At 69.4% G+C, this 15,059-nt stretch carries 15 protein-coding genes and 1 other RNA gene; 11 read left to right on the top strand and 5 right to left on the bottom strand.

The window, feature by feature from the left end; genetic code table 11:
- The first annotated feature begins 147 nt into the window (after positions 1-147).
- The 6 genes from ACVFI9_RS12915 (at position 148) to ACVFI9_RS12890 (ending at position 7,228) form a co-directional block, all read left to right on the top strand.
- Positions 148-1,557 carry an acyl-CoA dehydrogenase family protein gene (locus ACVFI9_RS12915; RefSeq protein ID WP_474762623.1) on the top strand — a complete coding sequence of 470 codons (1,410 nt, stop codon included), beginning with the start codon at positions 148-150 and terminating at the stop codon, positions 1,555-1,557.
- Positions 1,554-2,351 (top strand): VOC family protein, encoded by a 798-nt coding sequence (locus ACVFI9_RS12910; RefSeq protein ID WP_474762622.1) that lies wholly within the window; start codon positions 1,554-1,556, stop codon positions 2,349-2,351. The genes ACVFI9_RS12915 and ACVFI9_RS12910 overlap by 4 nt, the downstream gene beginning before the upstream one ends.
- A 234-nt stretch (positions 2,352-2,585) precedes the next feature.
- Entirely contained in the window at positions 2,586-4,106 is a 1,521-nt protein-coding gene (locus ACVFI9_RS12905) for an APC family permease (RefSeq protein WP_474762621.1), read from the top strand.
- 85 nt (positions 4,107-4,191) lie between these two features.
- On the top strand, positions 4,192-4,782 hold the full coding sequence (locus ACVFI9_RS12900) for a TetR/AcrR family transcriptional regulator (protein ID WP_474762620.1): 591 nt from the start codon (positions 4,192-4,194) through the stop codon (positions 4,780-4,782).
- 338 nt (positions 4,783-5,120) lie between these two features.
- The gene (locus ACVFI9_RS12895; protein ID WP_474762619.1) at positions 5,121-5,615 is read left to right on the top strand and encodes a flavin reductase family protein; all 495 of its coding nucleotides are present in this window, start codon (positions 5,121-5,123) and stop codon (positions 5,613-5,615) included.
- Positions 5,612-7,228, top strand: coding sequence for a 4-hydroxyphenylacetate 3-hydroxylase N-terminal domain-containing protein (locus tag ACVFI9_RS12890; RefSeq protein ID WP_474762618.1), 1,617 nt, complete (start codon positions 5,612-5,614; stop codon positions 7,226-7,228). The genes ACVFI9_RS12895 and ACVFI9_RS12890 overlap by 4 nt, the downstream gene beginning before the upstream one ends.
- Before the next feature lie 57 nt (positions 7,229-7,285).
- Here ACVFI9_RS12890 and ACVFI9_RS12885 read toward each other — a convergent pair whose 3' ends face one another.
- Complete coding sequence (locus tag ACVFI9_RS12885; protein ID WP_474762617.1) at positions 7,286-8,035, bottom strand: gamma-glutamyl-gamma-aminobutyrate hydrolase family protein; 750 nt, start codon at positions 8,033-8,035, stop codon at positions 7,286-7,288.
- Between the two features lie 138 nt (positions 8,036-8,173).
- On the opposite strand from ACVFI9_RS12885, the gene ftsE reads away from it, so the two are divergent.
- The 3 genes from ftsE (at position 8,174) to smpB (ending at position 10,922) form a co-directional block, all read left to right on the top strand.
- Positions 8,174-9,424, top strand: coding sequence for a cell division ATP-binding protein FtsE (gene ftsE, locus ACVFI9_RS12880; RefSeq protein WP_474762616.1), 1,251 nt, complete (start codon positions 8,174-8,176; stop codon positions 9,422-9,424).
- Positions 9,421-10,332 (top strand): permease-like cell division protein FtsX, encoded by a 912-nt coding sequence (gene ftsX, locus ACVFI9_RS12875; RefSeq protein ID WP_474762615.1) that lies wholly within the window; start codon positions 9,421-9,423, stop codon positions 10,330-10,332. The genes ftsE and ftsX overlap by 4 nt, the downstream gene beginning before the upstream one ends.
- Positions 10,333-10,445: 113 nt before the next feature.
- Positions 10,446-10,922, top strand: a complete 477-nt coding sequence (smpB, locus tag ACVFI9_RS12870; RefSeq protein ID WP_474762614.1) for an SsrA-binding protein SmpB — start codon at positions 10,446-10,448, stop codon at positions 10,920-10,922.
- A gap of 26 nt (positions 10,923-10,948) precedes the next feature.
- Here smpB and ACVFI9_RS12865 read toward each other — a convergent pair whose 3' ends face one another.
- Together ACVFI9_RS12865 and ACVFI9_RS12860 are read right to left on the bottom strand one after the other, a co-directional pair.
- On the bottom strand, positions 10,949-11,257 hold the full coding sequence (locus ACVFI9_RS12865; RefSeq protein WP_474762613.1) for a transcriptional regulator: 309 nt from the start codon (positions 11,255-11,257) through the stop codon (positions 10,949-10,951).
- On the bottom strand, positions 11,250-11,747 hold the full coding sequence (locus ACVFI9_RS12860; RefSeq protein WP_474762612.1) for a hypothetical protein: 498 nt from the start codon (positions 11,745-11,747) through the stop codon (positions 11,250-11,252). The genes ACVFI9_RS12865 and ACVFI9_RS12860 overlap by 8 nt, the downstream gene beginning before the upstream one ends.
- A gap of 82 nt (positions 11,748-11,829) precedes the next feature.
- On the opposite strand from ACVFI9_RS12860, the gene ACVFI9_RS12855 reads away from it, so the two are divergent.
- Positions 11,830-12,564 carry a tyrosine-protein phosphatase gene (locus ACVFI9_RS12855; RefSeq protein WP_474762611.1) on the top strand — a complete coding sequence of 245 codons (735 nt, stop codon included), beginning with the start codon at positions 11,830-11,832 and terminating at the stop codon, positions 12,562-12,564.
- Here ACVFI9_RS12855 and ACVFI9_RS12850 read toward each other — a convergent pair.
- Positions 12,554-13,234: an SIMPL domain-containing protein gene (locus ACVFI9_RS12850; RefSeq protein ID WP_474762610.1), complete on the bottom strand. Its 681-nt coding sequence runs from the start codon at positions 13,232-13,234 to the stop codon at positions 12,554-12,556. The two genes, ACVFI9_RS12855 and ACVFI9_RS12850, sit on opposite strands and share 11 nt — an antisense overlap.
- Before the next feature lie 66 nt (positions 13,235-13,300).
- Entirely contained in the window at positions 13,301-14,482 is a 1,182-nt protein-coding gene (locus ACVFI9_RS12845) for an acyltransferase family protein (protein ID WP_474762609.1), read from the bottom strand.
- A 191-nt stretch (positions 14,483-14,673) separates the two neighbouring features.
- Between ACVFI9_RS12845 and ssrA the strand changes: the two genes are divergently transcribed.
- Positions 14,674-15,043, top strand: a transfer-messenger RNA (tmRNA) gene (gene ssrA, locus ACVFI9_RS12840).
- Positions 15,044-15,059: the final 16 nt, after the last annotated feature.

The following is a 15,059-nucleotide window of genomic DNA, read 5'->3' as shown; positions in this document are numbered from 1 at the left end:
ACATCCGCCGCCCTCGTTTGTGCACGCGGCATAACCGGGTGCGCGGGCTTTGGCGACCGGCCCATAGGGCGCGCCGGCCGCCCGCACCGACACTTGAGGCACCTTCATCGACCACCAAGGAAGTGCGGCAACATGTCTCGTGCAAAAGTGTCAGCGACGCAGAACCCGATGGCCACGAACTCGGGACTCGTCACGCCTCCCATGACGTCGCTGCCCGGACTCGCCGGGCCCTACTCGACGTTCCCCGTGACGACCGACGACGAGCGGGTGCGCGGCGAACTCGAGCGCATCCTCGCCGCGGCACGCGACCTCCGCCCCACCCTGCGAGCGCAGCAGGCGCAGACCGAGGAGGACGGCCAGTACTCGCAGGAGGTGCACGAGTACTTCCTCGAGCACGGCTTCTACAAGGTGCTGCTGCCGCGCCGCTTCGGCGGCCTCGAGCTCGGCGTTCCGGCGTTCTTCGCCATGGTCGCCGAGGTCGGCCGCGGATGCCCCTCCACCGCGTGGTGCCTCTCACTCTCGGTCGCGCACACCCTCACCCTGTCGTCGTACTGGCCGCTCGAGGCGCAGGAGGACGTCTTCGGCAAGCACGGCTACATGGTCGCGCCGGCCAGCGGCAACCCCACGGTCGCGACCGCCGTGCCCACCGATGGAGGGTTCCTCGTGTCGGGCAAGTGGCGGTACTGCTCGGGTGCGCCGTACTCGACGCACTTCTTCCCGACCGTGATGATCCCCGCGACCGACGACCAGCCCGAGTACCGCGCATGGATCGTCGTCGACCGCGAGGACTACACCGTCCTCGACGACTGGGGCCGCGTCATCGGCATGCGCGGCAGCGGTTCGAACGGCATCGAGATGCAGGACGTGTTCGTGCCGGCCCACCGCGTCGTCGCCGAGACCTGGACGAGCGAGCTCACCGAGCCCAGCGTCGGCTACGGCATCCACGGCAATCCCGTGTACTCGGGGGTGTTCTTCGGCTTCGCCGAGGGCGAGGTGGCCGCGGCCGCCGTCGGGCTCGGCTACGCCGCCCTCGACGAGTACGAGCGCATCATCCGCACCACCCGCGCGCCCTTCGACCCGAACGGCGGCATGCGGGCCGACTCCGACGACTGGCGCCGCGTGCTCGGCATGGCCATGGCCAAGGTGGATGCCGCGGCCGGCGCGCTGTTCGACGGCGGACGCCGGTACGAGGAGTTCGCGCGGCGGCTGGTGACCGAGGGCGAGAACTTCGATGCGGGCCGCGCCATGCGCCTGAACAACCAGTACTTCGTCGTCGAGGAGCTGGTGTGGGAGGCGCTGCAGGAGCTCATCCGCACCGCCGGCACGGGCTTCTCGGCCGACGGCCAGGCGATGCAGCGCTACTTCCGCGACATCTGGACCACCGTCAGCCGCACCGACCAGTTCCAGTTCTTCGCCGCCCCGGCGATGGCGTTCCACTTCGCGGGCGAGGCCGGCTACGACGACGCGGTGGTGACGGATGACGCGGATGACGTCGACGGCACGGCCGATGCCGGTGCCGAGGCATCCGCTGCGACCCGCACGGAGTCGGCCGCATGAACACCCTGAACCCCACCGGAGAGCCCACGATGACCCGACCCGACTTCCCCGTCGGCACGACCGTCTGGCAGGAGCTCGAGGCCGCGGATGCCGCGGGCCTCGCCGAGTTCTACGGCGCCGTGCTCGGCTGGCGGCTCGAGCTCGACCCCGACGGCGCGAGGGGCCGGTTCACCAGGGACGGCGAGCTCGTCGCCGGACTCGTGATCACCTCCGGCCTCCCGTCGGCCCGCGTCGGGTGGCGCTGCTACCTCGGCGCCGACGATCTCGATGCGGCGGTGGCGCGTGCCGTCGACGCGGGCGCGACCGTGCGCACGGCAGACAAGCGCATCGGCATCCCTGGGCGCGCCGTGGAGCTGACCGACCCGTTCGGCGCCTGGTTCGGCCTCGCCGAGCCCGAGCCGGGTGCCGCCGTCACCCCGTCGACCTCGCTCGGACGCCTCTCGCTCGTGGATCCGACGAACCACGACATGGAATCGGAGGTGGCCTTCCAGGACGCCCTGTTCCCAGGGCAGACGGTGGAGCCGCTCGACGGCATCCACGTGTTCCGCGACGCGGAGGGACGCGCCCTGCGCGGCTCCTACGAGGTCGCGGCCGAGCTGCGGGCCTTCCTGCCGCCGCACTGGCTGCCGTGGTTCAGCGTCGCCGACCAGCGTCGTGCCACCGAGGCGGCGGTCGAGCACGGCGGCCGCGTGAACACGGTCGACAACGAGCTGAGCTTCGGGCTGTGGGGCGTGGTCGCCGACCCCGCGGGCGGCGAGTTCAAGGTGCTGCAGCTCACACGCGACACGATCTGATCCGGCGGGGAGGTCCGACGGGACGTTCGGCCGCCCCACCGCACAATCGACCTGCGTACGCTTGTGCACAGGGGACAGAGTTTCATAAAAGAACACACATATAGTCCTGAAAAGTACAGAACTGATCTATCCTTCCATTCAGGAACTCGGCGCCCCAAGGGGCGCTTCACCCCCAACGTCGGCAGCGTCGCCACATCGGAGTGGCCTCGCCGACTGAACAACCCGGAGGACTCCATGTCCAGCACAACTTCCGCACCGGCACAGCACGCCGGCGCCTCGAGCCGGTTGTCCGGCAAACTCGGGCCGATCTCGATCGTGTTCATGGTGGTCGCCGCCGCGGCGCCGCTCACGATCTTCGTGTCCACGCCGTTCAACATGCTGAACGGCAACGGACCCGGCATCGCGTTCAGCTATATCGTCGGACCGCTCATCATGCTGCTGTTCGGTGCCGGATTCGCGGCCATGTCGATCCACGTCGAGAAGGCGGGCGCGTTCTACTCGTACATCACCGCCGCCATGGGCCGCCCGGTCGGCGTCGGCGCCGGGTTCCTCGCGATGCTCGGGTACATCCTGTTCCAGGCGTTCGTCTACATGCTGCTCGGCTTCTCGATGGAGGGCCTCATGGCGAGCTTCTTCGGCACCGGCGTGCTGCCGTGGTGGGGCTGGATGTTCGTGGCCGCGGCGCTCGTCGCCGTGCTGGGCTACTTCAGCATCGACCTGAGCGCGAAGGTGCTCGCGGTCGCCCTCATCCTCGAGGTGCTCGTCATCCTCGTCATCGACTTCGCGATCCTGTTCCAGGGCGGCGGTCCCGAGGGCATCCAGATCGCGCCGTTCTTCAGTGCCGATGCGATCACGTGGGGCTCGCTGCCGCTCGGCATCCTGTTCGGCATCAGCGTCGGCCTCGGCTTCGAGGCCACGGCGATCTTCCGCGACGAGGCACGTGACCCGCGCAAGACCATCCCGCGGGCCATCTTCATCGCCATCATCGCGGCCGCGGCCTTCTACGGCTTCGCCATCTGGGGCTGGATGCAGGCGTTCGGCGTGAACGGCGTCATGGACGCCGTCGGCGCGGACCCGGAGAACATCATGTACGCCACCGCGGCGGAGTGGGTCGGCCCGATCTTCATGCAGGTCATGTCGGTGCTGGCCGTCACGTCGATGTTCGCGTGCGTGCTCGCGTACCACAACATCATCACGCGCTACCTGCACTCGCTCGGCCACTCGGTGCTCCCGCAGCGGCTCACCTGGGTGCACTCCCGGCACGGCTCGCCATACGTCGCCTCGATCGTCACCACCGTGATCGGCGTCGTGGTGCTGCTCGCGGTGCTCCTCAGCGCCCTCGACCCGTTCATGGTCTTCGGCTGGTTCATCTCGGTGGGCACGCTCGCCCCGCTCGTCCTGTTCTCGCTCACGAGCATCGCAGTCGTCGTCTTCTTCCGCCGCAACCCGGGGCTGCCGGTGAGCCGGTGGTCGTCGACGATCTCGCCGATCCTGTCGTTCCTCCTGCTCGGCGCGATCGCGGTCACGGCACTCGTGAACTTCTCAGTGCTCTCGGCGGCCGATCCGACGGTGAACCTCCTCCTGCAGCTGCTGCCGGTCGTGGTGTTCCTCATCGGCGTCGCGGTCGCGCTCATCGCGAGGAAGGTGAGCCCCGAGCGTTATGCGGGCCTCAAGGAGCACGGCACGGCATCGGTGCGGGTGATCGATGAGACGGATGCCCCCGAGGGCTCCAACGAGCCCGTCGGCAAGGTCTGAGAGCACGGCGATGCCCGACGCCGTCCGCGCGACCCCGGCCAGGGGCAGCGGGCGGCGTCGGGCTGCCGGGCCTAGTGTTGGAGGCGTGTCAACGAAGAACGGATCCGCCGTACGGCGGTACGACCCCGAACGCCGGCGGCGCATCGTCGAGGCGGGTCTGCGGGTCGTCGCCGAGCGTGGCATCAGCGGCCTCACGTTCCGAGCCGTCGCGGATGCCGCGGACGTGCCGCTGGGTTCCACCACGTACCACTTCGCCGACAAGGACGATCTGCTCGAGGCGATCGTGCACCTGTCGCGTGAGCGGAACCGCGAGTTCACCGAGCGCACGCTGCGCTCCGGCGTCGAGCGCCTGGGTCTCGTCGGAGGCATCTGCCATCTCGTCGAGGAGCTCACGGTGCGTCAGCACACCCTCCTCGTGGTCGAGCACGACCTCTTCCTCTCGGCCCTCCGGAACCCTCGACTGCGCGGCGAGAGCCGGCAGTGGTCGCGCGACTTCGTCGACGTGATCCAGGAGTACACCGACCCCGTCACTGCCGAGACGCTCGGCTTCGCGTTCGACGGTCTCTGCCTGCAGTCGGCGCTCTTCGACGTGATGTTCTTCGCGGCCGATGTCGAGCCGCACATCCGGCTCGTGCTCTCGGGTCCCGAGGCGGCCGGCGGGCGTCGCGCGGGCTGACGGCCCCTGGCATCCGGCCGCTCGACATCGGCGGCGCACCCCGCCCGCATCAGTGCGTTCTCAGGCCTCCCGGCGAAGCCGCTTCGCCCTGCCCCGACCGGGACGCACGCGCGCGTCGGCGACGCTGCGGATGTCTGTGGACATGTGTTCCAACCGGTATCCCACGCATGCGAGTGTGCGCACCGCACAGGTCGGGTCGCCGCGGTTGGTCGAAACGACAGCAATCCCCGATGAAATCGCGATTTCCGCCCCTTGGACTTGCCGCAGAGGGGCGCACCGATTAGCGTCTCCTGTTACGTACACACGTACATAACGCGACCATTGCATGAAGGAGTGCCATGACCGCCCTGACGGCCATCGACCCGCGGGAGTTCAGGACCACGCTCGGACGGTTCGCCAGCGGCGTGATCGTGTTGACCGCCGTCGCCGATGACGGACGGGTCCACGGCATGACCGCGAGCGGATTCGTGTCCGTCTCGCTCGATCCGGCGCTCGTGCTCGTCTCCGTGGACCACCGCACGCGCATGCACCGACTGCTCGGCACGGCCGAGCGCTACGCGGTGAGCGTGCTGCACGAGGACCAGCTCGATGTCGCGATGCACTTCGCCGGGAAGCCGCAGGACCTCGAGCCCGATTTCGCACGTCGCGGCGGCATGCCCGTCATCGACGGAGCGCTCGCCCACATCGTCTGCGACCTCCATGAGCGGGTGCCCGCCGGCGACCACACGCTCTACCTCGGCCGGGTGACCCTGCTCGACAGCGTCGAGGGCAACCCGCTGCTGTTCTTCTCCGGTTCGTTCAACTCCCTCACCACCCAAGGAGCCCTCGCATGAGCATCACCGAATCCCCTCGCGTCGAAACCCCGGCCCGCGCCGTCGAGGCACCGATCGCCTCCGGGGCATCCGACCGCCCGCAGACCAGCGAGGAGTACCTCGCCAGCCTGAACGACGGCCGCGACGTCTTCATCTACGGCGAGAAGATCGAGAAGATCACCGAGCACCCGGCCTACCGCAACTCGGCCCGCTCGATCGCCCGCCTCTACGGATCGCTCGCCGACCCCGAGCGCAATTCCGAGCTCATCCTGCCCACCGACACCGGCAACGGGGGCTTCACGCACGCGTTCTTCAAGGTGCCGCGCACCCCTGAAGACCTGCGCGCCGCACGCGGCGCGATCCGGGGCTGGCAGAAGCAGGTCGCGGGCTGGATGGGCCGCACCCCCGACTACAAGGCGTCGCTCCTGATGACCCTCGGCGCCGACCCGTCGTTCTTCGGCGAGTACGCCGACAACGCGGCCTACTGGTACCGCCGCGTGCAGGAGGAGGTGCTGCACGTCGGCCACGCGATCGTGCACCCGCCGGTCGACCGGGCGAAGCCCGCCGACGAGGTGGGCGACGTGTTCGTGCACGTCGAGGAGGAGACCGACAACGGACTCATCGTCAGCGGGGCGAAGGTGGTCGCCACCGGCGCACCCCTCACGCAGTACACCTTCGTCTCGCACTTCGGGGCGCTCCTCGGCAAGAAGGAGTTCGCGCTCATCTTCATGGCGCCCATGAACGCCAAGGGCGTGAAGCTCTACTCGCGGCACTCCTACGAGGCGGCGGCCGCGAAGGCGGCGAGCCCGTTCGACTACCCGCTGTCGAGCCGCTTCGACGAGAACGACGCGATCCTCGTGTTCGACCGCGCCCTCATCCCGTGGGAGAACGTGCTCGTCTACGACGCGCAGAAGGTGCAGGAGTTCAACGAGGGCCCCCTCGGCTGGATGCAGCGCGCCGCGTTCCAGGCGTCGACGCGCCTCGAGGTGAAGCTCGACTTCATCTCGGGACTCGTGTCGAAGGCGCTCGAGATCACCGGCGCAGGCGGATTCCGCGGCGTGCAGGCGCAGTTGGGGGAGATCCTCGCCTTCCGCAACCTCGTCTCGGGCCTGCGCGACGGCATGATCGAGCGGGCGGAGGTCGGCCCCGGCGGCATCCTCATCCCCGACGGCCGCTACGCGCTCACCTACGCGGCCACGGCGCCCGGTATGTACTTCCGCATGCGCCAGATCGTCGAGACGATCATCGCCTCGGGTCTCATCTACCTGAACTCCAACGCCATCGACTTCCAGGTGCCCGAGTTCAAGGCCGACCTCGACCGCTACCTGCGAGGGTCGAACGGCAACACGGCACTCGACCGTTCGAAGATCATGAAGGCGCTCTGGGACTCCATCGGCAGCGAGTTCGCGGCACGTCACGAGCTGTACGAGCTCAACTACTGGGGTCAGCCCGAGAAGACGTACGTGGACATCCTCAACGTCGCCGGCGTCGACGGGCAGCTCGACGACGCCAGGTCGCTCGTCGACGACATCCTCTCCGACTACGATCTCGAGGGCTTCACGGCTCCCGATCTCATCAACCCGAACGACGTGAGCACCATCCGGGGCCTCGACCTTCGGGGACGCGGCGCCTGAGGCGCCCCCGGCACGTCCGCCCCGGCAGGAGGCGGACGTGCCGTCGCCGCGGCGCGCTCAGGACCGGATCGCGAACTTCGCGAGGGTCCGCGAGCGCGCCGCGGCGACGAACGCGCGGATGAGCGCGATGCCCTCCGGGTCGAGGCGCTCCTCGGGGTGCCACTGCACGCCGAGGCAGAAGCCGCCGTCGGTCGCCTCGATCGCCTCGACCACGCCGTCGGGCGCGGTGGCGGAAGCCACGAGCCCGTCGCCCAGCCGGTCGACGCCCTGGTGGTGGTGCGACGAGATGTCGAACTCGAGCTCGTGCGTGATGTCGCTGAGCAGCGTGCCCGGCGTGATCGCGACGGGGTGCGAGGTGTGGATCCCGTACTCGGCGCGGTGCGGCGTCAGGTCGACCCGGTCGCCGAGGTGCTGCTCGAGCGTGCCGCCGAGGGCGACGTTGATCACCTGCATCCCCCGGCAGGCTCCGAGCACGGGCATGCCGCGCTCCCGGGCGAGCCGGGTGAGCGCGAGCTCGAGCTCATCGCGCACGCGCAGCGGCTTGTCGTTCGACGGATGCGCCTCGCTGCCGTAGAGCGTCGCGTCGAGGTCGCGCCCGCCAGGCAGGAACAGCCCGTCGACGAGGTCGAGCAGCCGCTCGGGTTCGTCGACGTGCACGCCGATGCTCGGGAACAGCAGCGGTGCGCCGCCGGCCTCCTCGATCGCGGCGATGTATGCGTGCGGGAGCCCGTCGGTGGGGATGTCCACCCATGCACCCGAGCTCGCCGCCTTGCGATCGGCCACCAGGCCGATGATGGGAACGGTCATCACGCCCTCCACATCGTTCAGGTCTCAAGCTCCAACCTACGGAGGAGTCGCCTCACGCGCACGCGCTCCGCCCGGCAACTTGTGAGTTTGGCGAGTCGCGGGTGCCGAATGGCGCGGCGCTGCTTAGGCTCGAAGCCGATGATCCGATTCGACTCCGTCACCAAGACCTACGCCGGTCAGTCGAGGCCCGCCCTGAACGACATCCGGACCGAGATCCTGCGCGGCGAGTTCGTCTTCCTCGTGGGCGCCTCCGGCTCCGGCAAGTCGAGCTTCCTCCGGTTGATCCTCAAGGAGGAGAAGCCTTCCAAGGGTCGGATCCACGTGCTCGGGCAGGACCTGAACACGATCTCGAGCCGCAAGGTGCCCTACTTCCGGCGCGACCTCGGCGTCGTGTTCCAGGACTTCCGGTTGCTGCCGAACAAGAACGTCTTCGAGAACGTCGCGTTCACGCTGCGCGTCATCGGCAAGTCGCGCGGATTCATCCAGTCGGCCGTGCCCGAGACGCTGAAGCTCGTCGGGCTCGACGGCAAGGGCAAGCGGATGCCGCACGAGCTCTCGGGCGGCGAGCAGCAGCGGGTCGCCATCGCCCGAGCGATCGTCAACAAGCCGCAGATCCTGCTCGCCGACGAGCCGACGGGCAACCTCGACCCGGTCACGAGTGCGGGCATCATGACGCTCCTCGAGCGCATCAACGCCGGCGGCACGACCGTGGTGATGGCCACCCACGAGGCCGGCATCGTCGACCAGATGCAGCGTCGCGTCATCGAACTCTCGGCCGGCGAGGTCGTACGTGACGAACGCGCGGCCGGCTACGGCGCCAAGCTCGAGGAGGAGTCCGCCGAGCCGGGAGAGCAGCGCGTCGAGTCGGCCGAGCCCGTTCAGCAGGTCGCTGCCGCGGTGGCCGCCGCCGAGGCGGTCGCTGCGGCGCGGAGCGCTGCCTCGGGCGGGCCCGCGGTCGCGGCATCCGGCGCCGCACGGAAGTCGGCCAAGGCGACCAGGCCGACCAAGGCGGCGAAGGCGGCGAAGGAACCGCAGCCCGCGGCCGCGACGACGGACGTCGCCGACACTCCCGCACCGCTCACTCGGGCGGCCCCGAAGGTCGGCAAGAAGGTCATGCAGGAGAAGCAGCCGCTCTACGTCGAGCCCGAGGAACGCGACGAGGTGACGGATGCCGCGGCGGCGATCACGGCGGCGGCGACCGGAGTCGTGACGGTCCCGGGTGAGGCGCCCGACGACGGGTCCGAAGGCGCCACCGCCACCGCGACCGCCGCCGAGCGGCACGGGGCGGCGGCATCCGAGCACCTGACCCTGGCGGAGCGACTGGGCCTGCGCGCGCCCGGCGGACCCCGCGAGGGCGACGACGACCAGGAAGTCGGGCCGACGCGATGAGATTGGGACTCGTGCTCTCCGAGGCCGCGAACGGCCTGCGCCGCAATGCCTCGATGGTCGTCTCGGTCGTGCTCGTCACTTTCATCTCGCTGACCTTCGTCGGCACGGCGGCGCTGCTCCAGTTGCAGATCGCCCAGATGAAGAACTACTGGTACGACCGCGCGCAGGTCGCCGTCTACCTCTGCACGTCGGTGTCCACCGCGGCCGGATGCGTCGACGGCGAGGCGACCGAGGAGCAGAAGGCGGCCGTCGAGGCGCAGCTCGACTCCGACACGCTGGCGCCGTTCATCGACGAGTTCTATTTCGAGGACCACCAGCAGGCGTACGAGAACTTCCAGGAGCAGTTCGAGGGCACGCCCGCGGCCGACTACGTGACGCCCGAGGTGCTCAACGAGACATTCTGGGTGAACCTCGTCGACCCATCGCAGGCGGCCGTGCTCGCCGAGAGCCTCGCCGGGCTCGCGGGCGTCGAGCAGGTCGTCGACCAACGCCGGTACCTCGACCAGATCTTCGACGTGCTCAATGCGGCGAGCTACACGGCCATCGCCATCGCGGCCATCATGCTCGTGGCGGCGGCGCTGCTCATCGCGACGACGATCCGGCTCTCGGCGTTCTCGCGCCGGCGCGAGCTCGGCATCATGCGACTCGTGGGTGCGTCGAACCGCTTCATCCAGACGCCGTTCGTGCTCGAGGGCGTCTTCGCCGGCCTCATCGGGTCGGTGCTCGCCGCCGGGGCGGTGGTCGCGATCGTGGTGTTCTTCGTGCAGGGATACCTCGCCGAATCGCTGTCGTTCACGTTCGTCGACCTCGGCGACGCGCTGCTCGTCGTGCCGCTGCTGATTCTCGTGGGTGTGCTGCTCGCGGCCGTCTCGGCGGGCATCGCGATCACGAGGTACCTCAAGGTCTGAGTCGGTCGGTCCCTGAGCCCGTCGAAGAGCGGTCCCTGAGCCTGTCGAAGGGTAGACTGAACGGCTGCCCCGGATGTCCCGGAGGCATCCGGATTCGAACCGAGGAGTGAACCGTGCCAAGGGAACGCGGTCAGAAGGTCGTCGCGACCAACCGCAAGGCGCGGCACGACTACACCATCGAGGACACTTACGAGGCCGGCATCGTGCTCACCGGCACCGAGGTGAAGTCGCTGCGCGAGGGCCGCGCGTCGCTCGTCGACGGCTACGCGTTCATCGACGGCGGCGAGATGTGGCTCGATGCGGTCCACATCCCCGAGTACACCGAGGGCACGTGGAACAACCACGCGCCGCGTCGCAAGCGCAAGCTCCTGCTGCACAAGCAGGAGATCGTGAAGATCAGCCACAAGACGAAGGAGGGCGGCTACACGCTCGTCCCCCTGCAGATCTACTTCAGCGACGGCCGAGCCAAGGTCGAGCTCGCGGTCGCGAAGGGCAAGCGCGAGTACGACAAGCGGCAGGCCCTGCGCGAGCGCCAGGACAAGCGCGAGGCCGCACGGGCGATGGCGACGCGCAACCACCTGGGGGAGTAGCGGCGAGTCGCCGGAGACGTCGTCGTTCAGCCGGCGATCTCGCGCAGCACCTCGAGATGCGCGGCGAAGGCGGCGCGTCCGCGCGCGGTCATCGAGAGCCACGTGCGCGGCACCTTGCCGAGGTACCCCTTGCGCACCTTGACGTAGCCCGCGGCCTCCAGCGCAGCGGCCTGCTTGCTGAGCGCGGAATCGCTGAGCTCCACCGAGTCGCGCACGAACGCGAACTCGGCCTCGTCGGCCGCGGCGAGCAGGGCCGCGATCGAGAACGGCACCGGTCGCTGGAGCAGCGGATCGAGCCGATGCCGCGGGTGCCCCGCGTCGGCACGATCAGCCACGCACGACCACCAGCTCGCGTACCGAGCCCCACAGCGGCGGCACCGCCGTGACGGCGCCGGCGACCGTGAAGAACGCCACCGAACCCGGGAAGATCAGGAGTCCGGCGCCGAGCGACGCGGCGAAGCACGCACCCCACGTGCCCATGGCGATGCCGAACCGGCGCGAGAAGCCGAGGCTCGAGGCACGCACCCGCCGGAGGTGCACGACGGCGAGCACGCCGAGCACGGCGGCGAACACGAGCGAGACGCCGAGCACTTCGGCCTCGTCGGTGCGGGCGAACCATCCGAGCGCCGCGAGGTACACGGCGGATGCCGCGGCGAGCCCGCTGAGCCACGCGGATGCGGAGGCAGAGCCCTCGACGGCGACCGCGCGGGCGGCGGACCGTGCCTCGTCGAGCCGAGCGGCGGCGGCATCACGGCCGATCGGGGCATCGGACCGCGCGTCGTCGTGCGGCTCGGCGTCGTGGTCGTCGGGTCGGTCGATGCTCATTTGGTCAGGATAGCAAGTAGTTGCCGATGTGGAAAGAACTTTCTCGGAGGATTCGCCAAGCTCCGCAGGTAGGCTCATCGCGATGGAGATCTCCAGGCGCATCCCGATTCGTGGCACGTACAACTTCCGAGACGTCGGCGGCCTGCCGGCGCAGAGCGGCCGCGTGCGCGAGGGTGTGCTCTTCCGCTCCGACGGGCTGCACCGGCTCGGCGAGGAGGGCCGCGACCAACTCCGGCGGCTCCGCGTCGGCACGGTCATCGACCTGCGCGACGAGAACGAGGCGGCCATCATGCCCGATGACCTCACGGGGCTCGACGTCGAGGTGCTGCGCCTCCCGGTCTTCGAGGGCTCCGGCGCCTCGCAGGGTGCGGGCGGCATCTCGCTCGACGCGCTCTACCACCGCATCGTCACCCAGCACACGGCGGTCGTCGTCGGCGCGCTGCGCGAGATCGCCACGGCCCGCGAGCACTCGGTGGTGGTGCACTGCACCGCCGGCAAGGACCGCACCGGCGTCGTCGTCGCCCTCGCGCTCAGCGCGGTCGGCGTGCATCGCGACGCCGTGATCGAGGACTACGCGCGCACCGAAGCCAACCTCGCGGGCGAGTGGCTCGAGCAGATGGTCGCCATGATCGGCCGGTACGGCATTCCCGACACCCCTGAACTCCGGGTGCTCATGGGCGGCAGCCCACCCGAGGCGATCGAGGGCATGCTCGACACCGTCGAACGCTCGCACGGATCCACGCGCGAATACCTGCTCGCGGCCGGCCTCGGCCTGCACGAGCTCGCCGCCCTTGAGCAGCTCCTCATCACCGAGTGAGGTGGCTCATCGCCTCCGCGGTGAAGCGGGCGTCGACGGATGCCTCGATCACGAGTTGCGCGGGCGCGAACTCCGTGCCCTGCGCCGCGCCGCCGATCTCGGCGACGGCGCGCATCATCATGGCCTTCGGCGCCCCCGGCATGGGCTGGACCCCGAGCATGCCGTGGTCGGCGAGTTCGACCGGCGTCGGATCCCCGAGTCCGAGCGCCGAGGCGTAGACGCGGGCCTTCGCGAGCGCGTCGGCCACGGCGGCACGCTGCGCCTCCTCCTGCACACGTCGGCGCGTGGCATCCGTCAACCGCCAGTCGATGCCGCCGACGGCGACCTCGGCCGCGGTGACCACGTCGCCCACCCACTCGCCGAGCCGCGCGAGGTCGGAGAAGACCACCTCGACCTCGGCGCTCGCCTGGTGCACGAGCGGCAGCTGCTTGCCCTCGTTGTTCCACGGACGGTACGACCAGACGCGCAACTGACCGGCCGACCAGGTGTCGAGGGCGCCGGACGCCTCGAGTTCGCGTACCTGGCCGAGCACCCGGTCGTGGGCGGCGGTCGTGCGGCCGTAGACATGGTCGCGTACCGCTCCCTGCGCGCCGATCGACAGGGTGACGGCGCCGAGCTCGGGAGCGATCCGCTCTTCGGTGCGGCCGGTGACGGCGATCGTGGTCGGCATGCGACCCAGCATACGACCGCGTCCATCGGCGGGCTCGGCGTACTCGCACGCGGGTCGCCGTCGAGGTCACAGGACGCGATCGACGCCGGGCACGCGGCGGATGAGCAGCCAGGCCAGTGCGAATGAGACCACGACACCGCCTGCCGACACGGCGAGCGCCTTGACCTCGGCCGGCAACGGCACGAGCCGCAACGCGAGGGCGAGGCCGATGAGGACGGGACCCTGCAGGAGGAACGCACCGTAGGCGCTCCGCTTCACGGCCGGCCCTGCCCAGCGGAAGTCCCGGTCGAGATGCTCCTGGGCCACGGCGAGGAGCCAGATCGCCCCGAACACCGAGAGCGCGCTCTCGCCGGCGGCGAAGACGAGCGCGGGCCAGTGCCATCCGCCCCACAGTTGTTCGACGTCGATGCCCAGCAGGATGACGGCGGCGAGGAACAGCCCCGCTGCGCCGAGCGTGATCAGGGTCGCCGTGCGGCTCTGCCGGTGCATCAGTTCGGGCACGACCGCGAGCCAGCCCTCACTCGAGGCCGCCACACCGAGGCCGAACAGCGCGGCACAGGCCGGCCATTCCCAGAGGTTCACGTCGATGAACCAGTTGTCGCTCTCGAACGGCACGGCGAGGCGCAGGAGGAAGGTGGCGACGGTCACGACCCCGACGAGTCCGAGCAGGTGGCCGACGCGAACCTCGCCGGACCCCGCCACGCGAGTTCCCCCGCGTGCGCGGGCCCATGCCGCCGTGACGAGGGAGAAGACCAGCAGCGCCCCGACGAACCACAGCACGCCGGTGTCGAGGCTCTTCTCCGCGAGGAGGTACGTCCAGAGGTCGGGCGCCTCATTGAGCCAGCGGAACAACCCGTACTCGAGCAGCGGCCAGAGGAGGACCGCGAACACGAGGAACGGCACGCCGAGCCGCAACAGGCGCTCCTTCGAGAATCGCCCGGGCCCTTTGCGTTCGAGGGACGGCGGCGTCAGCAGCCCTGCGATGAGGAAGAGCAGCGGAATGACGAGGAGCCCGAAGGGCGCGACGAGCACCAGGAGGATGATCGAGGTCGTCGACGAGAGCGACACCTCTCGGACATCGGCATACGACCACGAGTCGAGCTCGGTGTATCCCAGGATGGCGTGGCCGACGATGACCGCCGCGATGAGCAGGACCTTGAGGTTGTCCACGTACCGTTCGCGTTGCGACGCCCAGCGTTCGAGCGGCGGCGCCGACACACCACCGGGAGTTCCGCCGTCATTGGTCACGCATCCAGCTTCGGATGCCCCGCCCCGGCGCCGAGGGGCGAAGGTCACACGGACTGACGGCGGGAATGACATCGCCTTCGTCGCTGTTGTATGCTGTGAGGCCGCCGATCCTTCGGGTGACGCGGAATTGGAAACTCCACAGCGTGCGACAACGGCCCGCCGAACCGGTCTCGACCGGCGAGGTGCGACATGGGGATGATCGGTTTCGACATCGCCTGCGAACCCACGAGAAGCGGGCCGAGGATGCAGGGTTATCTCGTGAACGCTCCCTGCAAAACAATAACTGCCAATACAAAGCAGTCTGACTTCGCCCTCGCTGCCTAAGCGAGCCCGATAGTCCGTCAGCCCGGGTCTGTTCCCGCCCCGGTCGCTGGCGTCATCTAGGGAACTTGCTGCGCGTCGTCGCCTGAGCGACGTGCGGGACTTTCTTCAGGCTGGGCCTGTCGACTTGGGTGCCTGTGGCAAAGGTCGGGGCCGAGCAGAACGCTTGCACAGGCTGCGCCCGGAGAAGGCGTGGAATCACAGCGATGGACGGGGGTTCAATTCCCCCCATCTCCACCATCGGCCGTTGTCGCGC

The organism is Agromyces sp. NSFZ (genome assembly GCF_056156205.1).
This window is presented reverse-complemented; position numbering and strand designations above follow the sequence as displayed.